Source organism: Rhizobium sp. AG855 (assembly GCF_003610655.1).
GTDB lineage: Bacteria > Pseudomonadota > Alphaproteobacteria > Rhizobiales > Rhizobiaceae > Allorhizobium > Allorhizobium wuzhouense.
The window spans coordinates 227,744-242,382 of the sequence record NZ_RAQG01000003.1 but is presented as its reverse complement, the minus strand read 5'-3'; the positions used below and the strand labels follow the sequence as shown (position 1 = coordinate 242,382).

The 14,639-nt window shown below is 62.4% G+C and carries 13 protein-coding genes; 12 read left to right on the top strand and 1 reads right to left on the bottom strand.

Features of this window, described 5'->3' with window-relative positions; translation table 11 throughout:
* The first annotated feature begins 23 nt into the window (after positions 1–23).
* Positions 24–749: a ParA family protein gene (locus DFO46_RS01130; RefSeq protein WP_120278093.1), complete on the top strand. Its 726-nt coding sequence runs from the start codon at positions 24–26 to the stop codon at positions 747–749.
* 210 nt (positions 750–959) lie between these two features.
* Here the strand turns inward: DFO46_RS01130 and DFO46_RS23725 are convergent, their stop codons facing one another.
* Positions 960–1,235 carry a hypothetical protein gene (locus DFO46_RS23725; RefSeq protein WP_147412726.1) on the bottom strand — a complete coding sequence of 92 codons (276 nt, stop codon included), beginning with the start codon at positions 1,233–1,235 and terminating at the stop codon, positions 960–962.
* A 156-nt stretch (positions 1,236–1,391) separates the two neighbouring features.
* Here DFO46_RS23725 and DFO46_RS01125 point away from each other — a divergent pair, with 156 nt between their 5' ends.
* From DFO46_RS01125 to DFO46_RS01075, 11 genes are all read left to right on the top strand, one after another.
* Positions 1,392–2,036: a response regulator transcription factor gene (locus tag DFO46_RS01125; protein WP_110792494.1), complete on the top strand. Its 645-nt coding sequence runs from the start codon at positions 1,392–1,394 to the stop codon at positions 2,034–2,036.
* A 242-nt stretch (positions 2,037–2,278) separates the two neighbouring features.
* Positions 2,279–3,598 carry a nucleotide sugar dehydrogenase gene (locus tag DFO46_RS01120; RefSeq protein ID WP_110792493.1) on the top strand — a complete coding sequence of 440 codons (1,320 nt, stop codon included), beginning with the start codon at positions 2,279–2,281 and terminating at the stop codon, positions 3,596–3,598.
* An 11-nt stretch (positions 3,599–3,609) separates the two neighbouring features.
* The gene (locus DFO46_RS01115; RefSeq protein WP_120276043.1) at positions 3,610–5,085 is read left to right on the top strand and encodes a glycosyltransferase; all 1,476 of its coding nucleotides are present in this window, start codon (positions 3,610–3,612) and stop codon (positions 5,083–5,085) included.
* 18 nt (positions 5,086–5,103) lie between these two features.
* Positions 5,104–6,225 carry an HlyD family efflux transporter periplasmic adaptor subunit gene (locus DFO46_RS01110; RefSeq protein ID WP_120276042.1) on the top strand — a complete coding sequence of 374 codons (1,122 nt, stop codon included), beginning with the start codon at positions 5,104–5,106 and terminating at the stop codon, positions 6,223–6,225.
* 58 nt (positions 6,226–6,283) lie between these two features.
* Positions 6,284–7,696: a sugar phosphate nucleotidyltransferase gene (locus DFO46_RS01105; RefSeq protein WP_120276041.1), complete on the top strand. Its 1,413-nt coding sequence runs from the start codon at positions 6,284–6,286 to the stop codon at positions 7,694–7,696.
* 9 nt (positions 7,697–7,705) lie between these two features.
* Positions 7,706–9,226: a right-handed parallel beta-helix repeat-containing protein gene (locus tag DFO46_RS01100; RefSeq protein WP_120276040.1), complete on the top strand. Its 1,521-nt coding sequence runs from the start codon at positions 7,706–7,708 to the stop codon at positions 9,224–9,226.
* Between the two features lie 3 nt (positions 9,227–9,229).
* Positions 9,230–10,678 carry an MBOAT family protein gene (locus DFO46_RS01095; protein ID WP_110792488.1) on the top strand — a complete coding sequence of 483 codons (1,449 nt, stop codon included), beginning with the start codon at positions 9,230–9,232 and terminating at the stop codon, positions 10,676–10,678.
* Between the two features lie 13 nt (positions 10,679–10,691).
* A complete protein-coding gene (locus tag DFO46_RS01090) occupies positions 10,692–11,837 on the top strand; it encodes an alginate O-acetyltransferase (protein ID WP_120276039.1) in 1,146 nt (381 codons plus the stop codon).
* Entirely contained in the window at positions 11,830–12,615 is a 786-nt protein-coding gene (locus tag DFO46_RS01085) for a hypothetical protein (RefSeq protein WP_120276038.1), read from the top strand. The genes DFO46_RS01090 and DFO46_RS01085 overlap by 8 nt, the downstream gene beginning before the upstream one ends.
* Positions 12,612–13,985 (top strand): alginate biosynthesis protein, encoded by a 1,374-nt coding sequence (locus DFO46_RS01080; RefSeq protein WP_120276037.1) that lies wholly within the window; start codon positions 12,612–12,614, stop codon positions 13,983–13,985. The genes DFO46_RS01085 and DFO46_RS01080 overlap by 4 nt, the downstream gene beginning before the upstream one ends.
* Positions 13,982–14,617 carry an alginate O-acetyltransferase AlgF gene (locus tag DFO46_RS01075; RefSeq protein ID WP_120276036.1) on the top strand — a complete coding sequence of 212 codons (636 nt, stop codon included), beginning with the start codon at positions 13,982–13,984 and terminating at the stop codon, positions 14,615–14,617. The genes DFO46_RS01080 and DFO46_RS01075 overlap by 4 nt, the downstream gene beginning before the upstream one ends.
* Positions 14,618–14,639: the final 22 nt, after the last annotated feature.

Here is a 14,639-nt window from a genome sequence, read left to right as displayed (position 1 = left end):
TGTTCACGCAGCAGGATCTCGCGATGGCAGTAATTACGTTTGCCAACACCAAGGGCGGCGCCGGCAAGACCACGGCAGCCCTTCTTCTTGTCACCGAACTCCTTCATCGCAAATACCGCGTCTGCGTCATAGACGCCGATCCCCAGCGCTGGTTCTCGCGCTGGTACCAGGGCGCAAGGCTCCTGCCGAATTTCACCATCGAAACCTATGTTTCGGCGCCGACGATCCAGAAGACCATTCACGAGCGGCGCAGCCAGTTCGATTTTGTCATCGTCGACCTGCCCGGCATTCAATCGCCGCTGCTGGCCGCGACTGTCGGCCTCTCGGACCACGTTCTCGTGCCGATCCAGGGCAGCAGCATGGACGCCCAGGGCGGCGCACAGGTCCTCGACCTCCTGCGTTACCTCGACCGCAAGGCCGGCCTCAGCATTCCCCATTCTGTGGTGCTGTCGCGCGTCAACCCGATGATCACCACGCGCTCGATGCAGGCGGTCAAGCGCCTGCTCTGTGAGCAGCAGATCCATGTCCTCGATACGCCGATTGCCGAACGCGCGGCCTTCCGCGAGATGTTCGACCTGAGCCGCCCGCTTCGCGATCTCCCGGAGGCACAGGGACGCAATATCGACAAGGCCGTGGCCAATGCCTCGGACTATACGAACGACGTTCTGGCCCTTGTTGCAGCAGGCGCAAGTGCGCGATCTGCACCACTGGCAGAGCGCAACCTGAACCGGCTTGAATCGGCCGCCTGACCTTCCGCTCCACACAACCTTGACCTGCAGCTCCGCCCGGCGGGCTCACGCCCCCGCGTGAGAATTCGATGGGCGAGACTGTTCGAAAAGCGACAAAATTGTCGCTGCTGCATTTTCGCCCGATACCGTGACTAGGGTCCCGGCACCACGACGCATGATTCACGTCAATGTGTCCTGCCAAGATACCGAAAGGGACCCCAGGATGACGATTCACCGCAGGCACGACGCCCCTGCCGCCATAGTCTCGCCGTATTTGGCGCTGGCCGGAGACCCTCCACAGGCCGAAATCTTACCCCTAAGTCCTTCAATATCCATTTCCTCCGACGCCAAAATGGCTTCGAATGAAACAGTTTCAGTATGCTCCAGATTGCAGCGCGACAGACCCGCAATCACGGGATTATTGAGCATTTCGTCAGCAACATACTGTTCTGATTTCACCTTTCGGGGCGATTGTGACAGCCGCCGCAGCGTGATGATGCTGCACAACAACAAATTGCCTTTAATTTTCGCGGCAGTGCAACATCTTGACACCCCTGCCGTTCTCTCTGAACATCGAGGGCAGAGCTAGTGGACGACGGGATCGATCGTACGGTTCCGATGGGTTCGAGGGATTTGTGGCATTGCCGAGAGATTGGAGCTGCAATGGAAAGCACTGGCAAAATTAGGGTTCTGGTATTGGACGACAATCCGGTGCTGGTGGATGGGTTGAACTTCCTGGTCAACTCGACACGTCAGCTATCAGCACTGACACTGAGCAACCGCGACCAGAAGTTGCAGGATGCAGTGATGCGGCTTGATCCGGATGTGATCGTCGCCGACCCCATGCACCTCGAGCGCACGCTGGAGGAATGCGACATGGGTCTGGAGACACTGCGGGAAAGGGCAAAACTGATCGCCTATTGTGACGTTCGTGATACGCGCCCCGGCGAAAGCTATGTCAGCCGCGGTTACAGCGGGGTGGTGACGAAGTCGGTGGCAAGTCCGAGGCTCTTGAGGGCGATCAAGAGCGTGCATGCCGGAGATGTGGTCATCGACGAAACCGTGCTTGCCCTCTCCGATCAGCGCCCGATCGGGCTCAGCCCCATTCAGCGGAAACTTTCGCTCAAGGAGGAATTCGTGTTGCGACACGTAGCGCTCGGCAAGGCGATGAAAGAGATCGCCGCCGATATCCAGCTTAGCGCCAAGACGGTCGAGACATACAAATATAGAGCAACCAAGAAACTCGACCTGAGAACGAGATCTGATATAGTGAGTTATGCGATCAGTGTTGGATGGCTTCAACACTAATATAAATTATCATTATTTTTGGTAGGCCGCAGTTGAAAAGCTGCGGCTTATTTTTTGGGCGAAAATCTAATATTTGTGCATTGGGATTTTGTAGGCATTTTGTCAGGGATATTCCTGACAAATCTCCATTTTTCCTGACTTTGATACTGACAGAAGACCTGCCAATCCTAGGGCTGACATTAACAGATGTTAACCAACGGCGGGTCCCTGAGCGGGCCTGCCTCCAGGATAAGAGGCAGCAGATGGCTAGGATCAGCGTTTTCGGAATCGGGTATGTCGGCGTGGTGGCGGCCGCCTGCCTGGCAAAGGACGGCCATGAGGTCGTCGCGGTCGACATCGATCCGGCAAAGGTCGACACGATCAATCGCGGCAAGACACCGATCGTCGAGAAGGGCCTGGAGCCGCTGATCGAAATGACGGTCGCGAGCGGCAAGCTGCGCGCCACGCTCGACATAGACGAGGCGATTGCCGCGACTGACCTCTCCTTCGTCTGCGTCGGCACGCCGAGCGCGGCGGATGGCTCCGTCGGCCTGACCTATGTCGTGAAGGCCTGCGAAGCGATCGGCGCGGCCATCGCCCGCAAGGATGGCTTCCATTCCGTCGTCGTCCGCTCGACCATCGTGCCCGGCACGATGGACAAGGTCTGCATTCCGGCACTCGAAGCGGCCACCGGCATGATGGCCGGCACGGATTTCGGCGTCGGGTACTATCCGGAGTTTCTCCGCGAGAGCACCGCGATCGAGGACTATTACGATCCAGGCCTGATCGTCTTCGGCGCGATCGATGAAAAGACGGACGCGATTCTGCACGAGATCAATGCCGGCCTTCCCTGCGTCTGCCACTCGGTGCCGCTCGCAACGGCGGAAATGATCAAATACACCAGCAACTCCTGGCGCGCGGTCAAGGTCACCTTCGCCAACGAGATCGGCAATATCGCCAAGGCCTGCGGTGTCGACGGCCAGCAGGTGATGAAGATCCTGTGCTCGGATCTCAAGGTCAACATCTCGCCCTACTTCATGCGTCCCGGATTTGCCTTCGGCGGCTCCTGCCTGCCCAAGGACGTGCGTGCGCTTCGCCACCTCGCCAAGGAAGCCCACGTCGAGAGCGCCCTGCTCGATGCGGTTCTCGAAGCGAACGAGGCCCAGATCGACCGCGCCGAGACCATGGTCTCGCAGATGGGTGGCCAGACCGTCGGCATGGTCGGCATCAGCTTCAAGACCGGCACCGATGATCTGCGCGAAAGCCCGCTCGCAAGCCTTGCCTCGCGCCTGATTGCCAAGGGCTATGATCTCAAGATCTACGACCCCTTCGTCCAGCAGGCCTATACCGAGGGCATGAGCGGCGCCGGGCGCGGCAATGATACCTCGATCGACCTGAAGAACCGGCTTGTCGGTGAACTCGATGACCTCATCGACACCTCCGACGTCATCCTGGTCGGCAACCACTATGCCGAGGCCATGCCGGCACTGCAGAAGTCGAGCGACACGATCCCGATGGTCGACTTGTTGCGCATCAGCCCCGGCATCCGATCGTCGGGCACCTACCAGGGCATTTGCTGGTAAGGAGCGCCCAGATGTTGGCCCACGTCATCTATCTCCTGTCCATGACGATCCTGGCGCTCAGCGTGCCGCACCCGACCGTGTCAGCGGTCTCGGGCACCCTGATCACCGTCGGTCTGATCGGGGCCTGGCGTTATGCCTGGGCCGGGATCAACCTGGCGCGGGCCGCCTATTACCTGAAATTCGCCTATCCTCGGCGGCGGCGTCTTGCCGCCGAGGCCTATGTCGCGCGGGGCCTCAGGGATCACGCCTATTTCCTCGTGACCACCTACAAGATCGCACCTGATATCTCGACCCGCGTCTACCGCTCGATCTTCGAAGCGGCCTACAACGCGGCCGGCGGCGCGACGATCGTCGCCTCGATCGTCGACGAGGCCGATGCCCGCCTGATCCGCCGCGTGATGGAATCCGTCGCCGCCCGCCATCCGGAAAGCCAGGCCATGGTCGGCCTGAAGATCGACAAGATCGCCGGCACCGGCAAGCGCGATGCGCTCGCAACCTCGCTGCGCTCGATCGCAAGGCTCAACCCGGGTCGCAACGACATTGTCGTCTTCGTCGACGGCGACAGCTGCGTGCCGATCGATGTCGTCGATCGCAGCCTGCCCTTTTTCACCGATCCGGCGGTCGGCGCCGTCACCACCGACGAACTCAGCGATACGCAAGGCGGCCGCCTGTTCCGCGACTGGTTCGACCTGCGCTTCTCCCAGCGTCACGTGATGATGTCGTCGATGTCGCTCAGCGAGCGCGTGCTGACGCTGACCGGCCGCATGTCGATCTTCCGGGCAAGCCTCGCAACCGATCCTGGCTTCGTCGAACTCGTTCGTCACGACTTCATCGACCACTGGCGCCTCGGTCGCGTCAACTTCCTGACCGGCGACGACAAGTCCACCTGGTTCTGGCTGCTGCAGCGCGGCTACAAGATGCTCTATCTCCCGGATCTCTGCACGCTGTCGATCGAGACCCAGCCCTATCCCAGCTTCTTCGGCTCGGCGATCGTGCTGATGACCCGCTGGTTCGGCAACATGCTGCGCACCAATGGTCGCGCGCTTGCTTTGCCCGCCTCGCAGATCGGCTACTTCACCTGGTGGTCGGTGCTCGATCAGGCGCTCTCGATCTGGACGACGCTGGCCGGCCCCGCCAGCATCCTGCTTGCCGCCGCCTTTGTCAGCCCGTGGATCCTGCCGATCTACTTCGCCTGGGTCATGTTCACCCGTTACGGCTTCTGCACCGTCATCATGGCGTTCCGCGGCCGCAGCTTCCCCGTCACCTTTCCCTTCCTCCTCTATTTCAGCCAGGTCGGCGGAGCCGTGGTGAAAAGCTTCATCCTCTTCCGCCTCGACCGCCAGAAATGGACCCGCCAGGCCGCGTCCGGCAGCCGCAAACCCGTTCCCGTCGGACAGCGCTGGCGCGCCCTCAGCTCCACCTACATGCACTGCCTTGCCCTCGGATGGCTCATCCTCGGCGTGGCCTATGTCGGCAACATCATCTAACCCCGAAGGATCGAGACCATGGACATCGATACGAAAGCCGCCCGAGACGCCGCTCCCCAGGGCTTTGCGCAGCAGCCCACCAGTTTCCCGATCCTGCTGGACAACGGGACGGAGCATCCGAAAACCAACATTCCGTTCGCCGCCATCATCGATGGACGTCACTACAACGGCCAGAGCCTCTCGCTCGTGTCTGCCACCGTCTCCGGGCTGGCTGGCCCCGAGCTGGAAGGCAAGGAACGGATCGCCGTCCTGCGCTTCGACTTCGACGGCTACACGATCTCCCTGCAGGTCGATGTTCGCATCAACCGCACGCATGCCGAGACCGGGGAGTTGCGCCTCGATTTCCTGGAACCGACAGGCGAACATCTGCCGACGCTGCGTTACCTGCTGAACAGCCACATCGCCGGCGACATTACCTCGGTCGACGGCATCATCAGCCTGCGCGAGCGGGCAGCTGTTGCAGGCGGCAAGAAGCAGGGCAGCCAGGCGACGCTCGGCAATTTCATCGGCCGCACTGTCAAGGTCGTGGCAACTGTGGCGCTCAGCCTGACCCTGGCCGGCGTTGCAGTGAAACTGGTCTATGAGCGCGTCTTCTCCAAGGAAGTGCAGCAGCTGGCCGTCCTCTCCACCGGCGGCCAGGCCCTCAGGGCCGTCGCCAGCGGCCAGATCTCCTATCTAAATCTCGGCGCCAAGCGGGGCGAAGTGCTCTACACGCTGCAGTCCATCTCCGGAACGACGCTGAGCATCAACATGCCCTGCGACTGCAAGGTCCTGCCGATGAATGCGGGCGAAGGCTCGACCGTGATGGCCGGGGACACCATCGTCGAGGTCATCGACAAGGCAACGGCACCGGTCGTCCAGGCGGTCGTTACGGCAGAACAGGCCAAGCAGCTCGTCGCCGGCGACATCGCCGAACTCAGCCTGGCCGACGGTCAGGTCGCCTTCGGCACGCTCGCCCGCGATGCCCAGGCGCTGAAACCCGTTGGCAACCAGGGGGAAGTTCGCGCTCTCATCGCACCCCAGGCGGATCTCGGTGAAGCGGCGATCGGCGCACCGGTCTCTGTCCGCATCATCAACCGGCACATTTTCGCCGCCAGGCAGAAGGTCGCCCAATGGTTCGACGCCAAGTCGACGAGCTGATCGACCCGTCTAGGCAGACTATCCGCGCAATCACTCCAAAGAGTTTTCAGGAGCAGCCATGTTAGACGTTCACCCTCTCATCCTCTGCGGCGGCATCGGCACACGGTTATGGCCTCTCTCGCGCACGGAACACCCCAAGCAGTTCCAACGCATCGACGGCAATTCCGAAACGACCTTCTTCCACGCAACCGTCGAGCGCCACCGCGCCCCCGGTTTCGCCGATCCGATCGTGGCCGTCAGCAGCGCCCATGTCGCGACCGTTCTGCAACAGCTGAACGACCTGAAATGCCCGGCCCGTGTCATCGCAGAACCGATCTCCCGCAACACCGGCCCCGCCGTGCTGGCAGCGGCGCTCACACTCGCCAAGACCGATCCGGCCTCGCTGATCTGCGTCATCCCGTCCGACCACATCGTCAAGGGTGATCTGCCGGCGAATGTGCTGGCCGCCCGCAAGGCCGCCGAACACGGCCATATCGTGCTCTTCGGTGTCCCCCCGGAATACCCGGAAACCGGCTATGGCTACATTGTCGATGGCGGTGAGCTGGAAACGCTGACCTGCGCCCGCAAGGTATCGAGCTTCATCGAAAAGCCACCGGTCGAGGTCGCCACTGCCCTGATCGATGCAGGCGGCGCTTACTGGGCCTCCGGCATCAGCCTCTTCCGCGCCGATGTCCTGATTGGCGAATTCCAGCGGCTCGACCCGACCACCTATGATGCCGTGAAGGCATCGCTGGAGCTGGCGCGACCAACGGACCATGCGATCTACCTGAATGCGGAAGCGCTGATGCCGGCGGCCAATCTACCGACCGAATCCATCGTCTTCGAACACTCGCCCCGCACGGTGATTGCACCGTTGCTGGTCGCCTGGAGCGATGTCGGTGCCTGGAACGCCTTGCACCACATCGCCGAGAAGGACGAGGACGGCAATGTGCTGAGCGGCGACGTCATCAGCATCGACACGCGCAACTCCTATGTCCGGGCATCGAGCAAGCTGGTGGCCGTCGTCGGCATGGATGACGTCGTCGTCGTCGACACAGATGACGCACTCCTGATCACCACCCGCGACCAGGCCCAGCAGGTGAAGCAGATCGTGAAGAAGCTCGAAACCATCAAGCGCCGGGAACTGGCCCAGCACATGCGCAACCAGATGGCCTGGGGCGAGGTTCGCCGCGTCCAGAGCGGCCCCGGCTACGAGCTGCGCATGATGACCTTGCGCCCCGGCACCATGCTGCCGATGGCAGAGAACCCGGCTGTCCACCGGATGGTCACCGTCACGACCGGTTCGGGTCTTCTGAAGACCGGGACCCAGACACGACCACTCCGGGTCGGCGACAATTTCGAAGTGGCAGCCGGCGACAGCGCTGCGATCTATTGCGGCCCGGAAGTCGAAATGCAGCTCGTCGAAGTGGTCTGCGACGTCGCCGTCGAAGCCATCGACGCGCCTGTCACCCTGCAACTCGTGCACAGCTGAGGAAGACCGATGCGAAAGGGTCTTCCCATTCTCCTCGCATTTCTGCTGGCTTCGACGGCGACCGGCGCGCGCGCCGAACGCATCGGCCATGCAGATCTTGCGCGACTGACCGACACAGTCGGTGAAATCGGGCGGCGCCTGACGCCAGCCGATGCCCGCAAGGCGGATGCGGCCTCGCTGATGTCAGGTCGGCTGGCAGACATCGCGGCGAAGGGGGACTGGCAGGCTCCATCCCTCGATGCGATCACGGGCAAGCCGACGCTGCACACAATCCCGGTCGACTTCATGCTCGCACAACTGCGACTGCAGACCGGTGGCCGCTTCGAAACGGACACGCAGAAAGCCATGTCGGACCGGGCGGCCCCCGCTCTCTTCATCCGTGGCGGCGCGATTGGGCTCGCCGAGCTCGCCGCGCTCGCCGAAGCACAGCATCCGGGTGCCATCGAACGTCGGGGAGACACCTATGTCGCCCATTGGCCGATTGTCATCTGGTCCGATGCAGGCCTCGTCCTGAGCGAGGGGCAGCATCTGCAACTATCCACAGGCGAAGGTGCCTTCATCCTGAACTCGGGTCTTTTCACCATTGACCGGGCAAGCCTTGGCTCGACGTCGGAAAAGAATGCCGACATGCCGGAATTCAGACCCTTCCTGGCGACCGCAATGACAGGCGCGGTTCAGGCGCGGGAGGCCCGCTTCTCCAACCTGGGTTATGGTGAGAGCAGCGTGACGAGCGGCCTGTCGATCGTGGGCGCCGCGCTCTATCCGGCCAAGCTGCGAACCAGCTTCACCGACAGCAGCTTTGCCGGGCTGAAAGCGGTCAGCCTCGAGAACACCCGCGACATCTCGATCGTCGGCAATCGTTTCCAGGACATGACCGGCCCGGCAATTGCGCTGAGTGGTGTGACGCGCAGCCATATTCTCGGCAATGTCGTGACCGGCACCCGCACCGCCCAGGCAATCGACGTGCAGAACAGCACGTCTGCGGTCGAGATCGCGGGCAACATCATTCTCAACAATCGAGGCAGCGGCGTCTTCGTCGCCAACAACACACGTGATGTCACGATTGCCGCCAATCTCCTCTCCGGAAACGGCCGCGGCGGCGTCTCCGTCGTCCGCAGCACCTGCATCGACGTGTCCGGCAATGTCATTCTTTCCAATGCCCAGGTCGGCATCAAGATACGGTCGAGCGATGCGCTCAGCCTCTCCGGCAATGACCTGATCGGCAATGCCGGCGCCGGCATCTCGATCCTCGACCAGCAGCGGGACACGCTGATCACGGTCGAGGACAACGCATTCTCAGCCAACAAATCCGGCTTGTTCGGTGGCTCCGCCAGCGAAGTGGCCCTTGATGCCAACGACTTCGCCGGCCAGTCGCCGATCCTGCTGGACGGCGAGTTTGCAAGCTACGTACCCCAACTTCTGAGCGCCTCCTCCGCAGCCGACGGCGCCGGCAAAGCTTTCACCATCCACCCCAACGCAATCTCGACGACCGGGCAGAAAGCCCGGCCCGACTGCAAGACTGGGAGCTAGTTCATGGTCTTTTCCTCCGAGACTTTCCTCTTCCTGTTCCTTCCGCTGTTCCTGCTCGCCTACTACCTGACGCCGGAACGCCTGCGGTCCTGGACGATCCTCATCGGCTCCTACATCTTCTATTGCTGGTGGCGGGCCGACTTCCTGCTGCTCTTCATCGCCGTCACCGCCTGGGCCTATGGCTGCGGCCTGTTGATAGACCGATGGGAAGGACAGGCCCGCGCCAAGACGACGCTCATCATCGGCGTCATCGGCTGCCTCATCGTTCTCGGCATCTTCAAGTACCTGAACTTCTTCATGGACAGTTTCGCGGCCCTTATCGGCACGACGCCGGAAGAACTCGGCTACCACTGGCAGCTCATCCTGCCGATCGGCGTGTCCTTCTACGTCTTTCACGCCATCGGCTACATCGTCGACGTCTACCGCAAGGATACGCCGGCAACGCGCAGCTTCGTCGACTTCGCTGCCTTCATGGCCCTCTTCCCGCACATGATCGCCGGCCCAGTCCTGCGCTTCCGTGACCTGACCGACCAGTTCATCAAGCGCGAGCACTCCCTGCCGATCTTCACCTCCGGCCTCTACATCTTCACCATTGGCCTCGCCAAGAAGGTGCTGATCGCCGACACCGTCGCCCCGATCGCCGACCAGGCCTTTTCCATGGCCAATCCGACCGCCGTCGAATCCTGGCTCGGCGCCATTGCCTACATGCTGCAGCTCTATTTCGACTTCTCCGGCTATTCCGACATGGCGATCGGTCTCGCCCTGATGATGGGCTTCCGCTTCAAGCAGAATTTCAACACGCCCTATCTCAGCCTGTCGATCACCGAGTTCTGGCAGCGCTGGCACATCAGCCTCTCCACCTGGCTGCGCGACTACCTCTACATCCCGCTCGGCGGCAATCGCAAAGGCTCGGCCCGCACTTACGTGAACCTCTTCCTGGTCATGCTGCTTGGTGGCCTGTGGCATGGCGCTGCCTGGACTTACGTCATCTGGGGTGCCTGGCACGGTGGCTGGCTGGCAATCGAGCGTTACACCGGCTGGGCCAAGAAGGCACCGCCGCGCATGATCTCCCTGCCCATCACCCTGGTCTTGGTCCTGATCGGCTGGGTCATGTTCCGAGCCGCCAATGTCGAAAGCGCTTTTACGGTCTATGGCGGCATGCTTGGTCTGAACGGTGTCATGCCCGGCATCGAATTCCTCGCCAATGTCACCCGCGAAAACCTGGTCTTCCTGGTGCTCGCGATCATGGCGGTCTTTGCCGAACCCTACTTCAAGAAGCTGACCGACGCCGAGATTTCGGCGGAAGCCCACGGCTTCCAAGTGACCGGCAACGGTGTCGCGGTTGCCCGCCCCTCGCTCGCCTACCCGATCGCCATGAGCCTGCTGCTCGTGGTCACCGTCGCCCGGCTGTCCGAGCAGTCGGTCTCGCCTTTCCTCTACTTCCAGTTCTGACGGGAGATTGAACATGGCCAACCTTCGCCAGCATACCGCAACCCTGCTGCTGCCGACCGTCTTCTTCGGTTACGCGATCTATGCCAACTCGACCATGCTCTTTACCCCGCCGGCGGATGCCAAGGGAGGAAAGATCAACGATCTCTCGCTCTCCTATGTCATCGACGGCGAGGCGACCCGCGATCTCGATGCGCTCTACAAGAGCGAACTGCCCCACCGCGATCCCGCCGTCGGCGTGATCGGCAACGCCCGCTACGCCCTTCTCGGCTCCGGCCGCAAGGGTGTGATTATTGGCGATGAAGGCTGGTTCTTCACCGGCGAAGAATTCAAGCGCGTCAAGCCCACCGACATCGAGAGCGCCGTTGCCAGGATCGATGAGGTGCGGGCGCTGCTCGCGGAGGCCGGCATCAAGCTGGTCATGGTTCCCCTGCCGGCAAAGTCGGACATCTATGCCGAACACCTGCCGGAGGTGATGCGCTCGGATGCCATGTCGGTCGCCTATTCGGACTTTTCCACCGCCCTGAAGGCAAAGGGGATGACCGTCGTCGACACGCGTGCAGCCATGCTCGCTGCCAAGCCGTTCGGCGAGCTGTTCCTGAAGTCCGACACCCATTGGACGCCGACGGGCGCCAAGGTCACCGCAGAAGCGGTGCAATCGACACTCCAGCAGTCGGGCATTTCGCTGCCCTCCGAAACCGTGACGGCCAGCTGGCAGACGCCGGTCGACATCTGGGGCGACCTGACAACCTACATCACCTCGCCGGACTATGCCCCGCGTGCCGGCCTGAAGCAGGAAAACATCCCGATCTACCGCACCGCGGTCAATGTCGAAGCGGAAGGGACCGATCTCTTCGGCACCGAGACCAAGGTTCCGGTCATGCTGGTCGGCACCAGCTACAGCGCCAATGAAAACTGGTCCTTCGTCGACTTCCTGCGCCAGTCGCTGGTGACGGATGTCGTCAACGTGGCGAAGGAAGGCCTGGGGCCTGGCGTTCCGATGATGGATCTCCTGGCGGGGACTGCGCTTGAGGATACGCAGCCGAGTGTCGTCGTCTGGGAATTCCCGATCCGCTACCTCGGCACGCCGACGCTCTGGGAGCGCAAGAGCCAGGCTGGAACCGGCGGCCATCATGGCGGCGTGGGAGACAGCAATGTCTGATCACGCCCGGAAACTGCGCCCCTGCAGCACCCTGCTCATGACCCTGTTCGGCGGCCTCCTCGTGGCAGCAGCACCTGCAGAGGCGGTGACACCTTTCTTCTCGACAAAGAAAGTCGAGCCCGCGAAGCCGGTGAAGAAGAAGACCATGGGTCCTGCCTCGCATCTGCCGCTTGCTTTGCAGGCGACGCGCAAGAACCTGCTCGCCGGCAAGCGCGTCACCTACAAGCAGCTTCAGGCCCTTGCCGACGCCGGCGACGGGGTGGGCGCCTTCAAGCTGGCCGAACGCATCCAGAAGCAGGCCGATCCGACGCTCGCCACGGACGCGCTGCACTACTACGCGCTCGCCGCCTATGACGGTCGCGGCTATGCCGTGCGCCATATGCTGACCATTCTCGCCGACGACCGGCTGGCATTGTCCCCGTCACATCTGGCAAGCGCGGAGGCCGCTCTCCGCGCCCAGGCGAAGAAAGGCAATGAGGTCGCGGCCGAGGGGCTGATCAAGCTCTACAGCCAGGGTCGGCCCTTCGGCGAAAAGCGCGCGGAACTGGAAGCGCTGCTCGCATCCGGCGCCGGCAAGAAAAACGGCGACATGGCCTTCCGGATGGCGGTGATGCTGCTCTCCCAACCGGGTCGAACGGCCGAACAGACCGAGCAGGCCGCACGCTATCTCGGCATTGCCCGCGACAAGGGCAGCGTCGGCATGAAGGCCGCAGCAGGCAATCTCTTGGCGCAATTGACGGAGCCGGCCACCGGCACGAACGCGGAGGTTCAACAATGACCAGAACACGCAAACACGCCTATCTCTTCGGCACGGCCTTTTCCGTGCTGAGCTTCGGCATGGCGATCGACGCCCTGGCCTCGGACAAGGACGACCCGGCGCAGGCGCAGTCCTCCTTCGGCTGCAGCGGTCTCGAGGATGTGTCCGAACTGCAGATGATCGAGGGCAAGGACGGCATGTTCTTCCGTATCCTCGCCGACCTGCGCCTGCAGCACGCCTTCACCGACCAGACCGTCGACAACCTGGCGGCGATGGCCAAGGCGCTGGAAAAGAACGGCACGACGCTGATCTACGTGCCGCTTCCGACCAAGTCCCAGGTCCTGCCTGAGCTGGTTCCGGCGCGCGCCTCGCTTTATGGCTTCGACGCCAACATCGCCGCCGAGATCTATGACGACGTCGTGCGCCGTCTCGAGGCAAAGGGTGTGGCGGCGGTCGACATCGCGACGCCGATGCGCGGCAACAACCGCAACCAGTTCGGCGAATACGCCTTCTTCCAGGCCGACTTTCACTGGACCGCCCATGGCGCGGGGATCGCAGCCAAGGCGATCGCCGAGAAGATCAAGACCCTGCCTGCCTATGAAGACGTGAAGCCGGTCGGTTTTGCCATGCAGGAGGTCAAGCCAGAGCCGGAATATTCGAGCATGCGCGAACTGTTGCAGAAGCACTGCGTCACCCATGTGCCGACCGTGACGGCCCATGCCTATCAAGCCGTTCGCGAGGAAGCGGCGGCCGATGCAGGCTCCATGGACATTTTCGGCGGCGGTGAAGAGGCGACCATTGCCCTTATCGGCACCAGTTACTCGGACAAGCCGATCAGCAACTTTGCCGGCTATCTCGAACATTGGAGCGGCATTCCCGTCGACAACTATTCGATCTCGGGCGGCAACCAGTTCGGCTCGATCCTCTCCTACATCACCTCGCGGGAGTTCCAGGAGCAGCGCCCGCGCTTCATGATCTGGGAGAACCCGATCTACAACAACCTGGGACAATACGGGGGCGCTCCCTGGTCCGAGATCGTCGCAGCCTCGCTTGGTGACTGCGGAACCTCCGTCGACATCAAGCCGGTCGACGAGAAGAGCGTGGCAGGGGACCTGTCGTCGCTGAAGCTCGGCCGAGACGACGTGCTGCTTGCCGATATCGGCAGCGATGTCAGCCGCAATGTCACTTTCACCTTCACCGGCGCGGACGGCACCGTCCGGACGCGCTCCATGGAACGCGGCGACCGCTTGCGCGCAACCGGTCGCTACTTCCTCTCGCTCGGCGGAATCCCGGCTGATGCCTTCGGCAAGGTTTCCGTCTCCTTCGACGCCCCGGTCGGCGAAACGACCGCCCTATCGGTCTGCAAGACCAAAACAGGAGAACAGTCATGAAGACACACAACACCCCGATCCTTGCCCTCGTCTCTGTTGCAGCGACTCTCGCTTTCGGGGCCCAGGCGCATGCCGATGACGGCGGCCTCTACGCGAAACCGCTCGACCCCAACTCGGCTTTTGTCCGCGTCATCGCACCCGGCGCTTCCAGTGCAACGGTCAGCTCCAGCTCCTTCAGCCAGCTGGCCGATGGCGTCTCGCCCTATGTTGCCGTCGCCCCAGGCGACATCGCCGTGACCGCGAGCGGTGGCCAGGGCAGCGTCAAGGCCGCCGCCGGCAAGTTCTACTCTGCCATCCTCACCGACGACGGTGTCGTCACCATCGAGGACGACATGACCAAGAACCCGTCCAAGGCGACGCTCAGCCTCTACAATCTGACCGAAAAGGCCGGCATCGATCTCTTCGTGCCACAGGCCGGCGCCGAAGCGGTGTCCGACGTGGACAGCGGCGCCTCCAAGTCGGTCGCCCTTCGGGCACCGCTGAATGTCGATCTCGTCGTGCGCGAAGGCGACAAGGAGATCGCCAAGCTCGACAAGGTCGAGTTCAAGCGGCTCGCCGGCGTCACCGTCGTCGTTACCGGCACCGGCGACAAGGTCGACGCCATCGCCGTGCCCAGCACCATTTCTCGCTAAGTCCCAAAGACAGCTTTCCGGA

Excerpts from the sequence above, each read along its gene's own strand:
- DFO46_RS01130 (WP_120278093.1), top strand. The coding sequence starts at position 24 with ATGGCAGTAATTACGTTTGCCAACACCAAGGGCGGCGCCGGCAAGACC.
- DFO46_RS01125 (WP_110792494.1), top strand. The coding sequence starts at position 1,392 with ATGGAAAGCACTGGCAAAATTAGGGTTCTGGTATTGGACGACAATCCG.
- DFO46_RS01120 (WP_110792493.1), top strand. The coding sequence starts at position 2,279 with ATGGCTAGGATCAGCGTTTTCGGAATCGGGTATGTCGGCGTGGTGGCG.
- DFO46_RS01115 (WP_120276043.1), top strand. The coding sequence starts at position 3,610 with ATGTTGGCCCACGTCATCTATCTCCTGTCCATGACGATCCTGGCGCTC.
- DFO46_RS01110 (WP_120276042.1), top strand. The coding sequence starts at position 5,104 with ATGGACATCGATACGAAAGCCGCCCGAGACGCCGCTCCCCAGGGCTTT.
- DFO46_RS01105 (WP_120276041.1), top strand. The coding sequence starts at position 6,284 with ATGTTAGACGTTCACCCTCTCATCCTCTGCGGCGGCATCGGCACACGG.
- DFO46_RS01100 (WP_120276040.1), top strand. The coding sequence starts at position 7,706 with ATGCGAAAGGGTCTTCCCATTCTCCTCGCATTTCTGCTGGCTTCGACG.
- DFO46_RS01095 (WP_110792488.1), top strand. The coding sequence starts at position 9,230 with ATGGTCTTTTCCTCCGAGACTTTCCTCTTCCTGTTCCTTCCGCTGTTC.
- DFO46_RS01090 (WP_120276039.1), top strand. The coding sequence starts at position 10,692 with ATGGCCAACCTTCGCCAGCATACCGCAACCCTGCTGCTGCCGACCGTC.
- DFO46_RS01085 (WP_120276038.1), top strand. The coding sequence starts at position 11,830 with ATGTCTGATCACGCCCGGAAACTGCGCCCCTGCAGCACCCTGCTCATG.
- DFO46_RS01080 (WP_120276037.1), top strand. The coding sequence starts at position 12,612 with ATGACCAGAACACGCAAACACGCCTATCTCTTCGGCACGGCCTTTTCC.
- DFO46_RS01075 (WP_120276036.1), top strand. The coding sequence starts at position 13,982 with ATGAAGACACACAACACCCCGATCCTTGCCCTCGTCTCTGTTGCAGCG.